The organism is uncultured Vibrio sp., from assembly GCF_947488985.1.
Taxonomy (GTDB): Bacteria; Pseudomonadota; Gammaproteobacteria; order Enterobacterales; family Vibrionaceae; genus Vibrio.
The window spans coordinates 1-1,309 of record NZ_CANLBV010000221.1 but is presented as its reverse complement, the minus strand read 5'-3'; the positions used below and the strand labels follow the sequence as shown (position 1 = coordinate 1,309).

Annotated in this window: 1 rRNA gene; it reads left to right on the top strand. The window is 51.0% G+C overall.

Annotation, left to right across the window (positions count from 1 at the left end):
- A 23S ribosomal RNA gene (locus tag Q1A70_RS19945) occupies window positions 1-1,309 on the top strand; the annotation flags it as partial.

The following is a 1,309-nucleotide window of genomic DNA, read 5'->3' as shown; positions in this document are numbered from 1 at the left end:
TGTTGTGAATACATAGCAGCAGGAGGCAAACCGGGGGAACTGAAACATCTAAGTACCCCGAGGAAGAGAAATCAACCGAGATTCCGAAAGTAGCGGCGAGCGAAATTGGATTAGCCCTTAAGCTTTTAATGAGACAGATGAAGGCTCTGGAAAGTGCCGCAATAAAGGGTGATAGCCCCGTAATCGACATCTCATCATCAGTGAAAACGAGTAGGGCGGGACACGTGATATCCTGTCTGAATATGGGGGGACCATCCTCCAAGGCTAAATACTACTGACTGACCGATAGTGAACCAGTACCGTGAGGGAAAGGCGAAAAGAACCCCTGTGAGGGGAGTGAAATAGAACCTGAAACCGTGTACGTACAAGCAGTAGGAGCACCTTCGTGGTGTGACTGCGTACCTTTTGTATAATGGGTCAGCGACTTAATTTTAGTAGCAAGGTTAACCGTTTAGGGGAGCCGTAGGGAAACCGAGTCTTAACTGGGCGTACAGTTGCTAGGATTAGACCCGAAACCAGGTGATCTAGCCATGGGCAGGTTGAAGGTTGAGTAACATCAACTGGAGGACCGAACCGACTAATGTTGAAAAATTAGCGGATGACTTGTGGCTAGGGGTGAAAGGCCAATCAAACCTGGAGATAGCTGGTTCTCCCCGAAATCTATTTAGGTAGAGCCTCGGACGAATACTACTGGGGGTAGAGCACTGTTAAGGCTAGGGGGTCATCCCGACTTACCAACCCTTTGCAAACTCCGAATACCAGTAAGTACTATCCGGGAGACACACGGCGGGTGCTAACGTCCGTCGTGAAGAGGGAAACAACCCAGACCGCCAGCTAAGGTCCCAAAGTATAGCTAAGTGGGAAACGATGTGGGAAGGCTCAGACAGCCAGGATGTTGGCTTAGAAGCAGCCATCATTTAAAGAAAGCGTAATAGCTCACTGGTCGAGTCGGCCTGCGCGGAAGATGTAACGGGGCTAAGCTATACACCGAAGCTGCGGCTGCACACCTTAGGGTGTGTGGGGTAGGGGAGCGTTCTGTAAGCCGTTGAAGGTGGTCTGTAAGGGCTGCTGGAGGTATCAGAAGTGCGAATGCTGACATGAGTAACGATAAAGGGAGTGAAAAACTCCCTCGCCGGAAGACCAAGGGTTCCTGTCCAACGTTAATCGGGGCAGGGTAAGTCGACTCCTAAGGCGAGGCCGAAAGGCGTAGTCGATGGGAAACGGGTTAATATTCCCGTACTTCTTACAATTGCGATGGGGGGACGGAGAAGGCTAGGTGGGCCTGGCGACGGTTGTCCAGGTTCAAGTA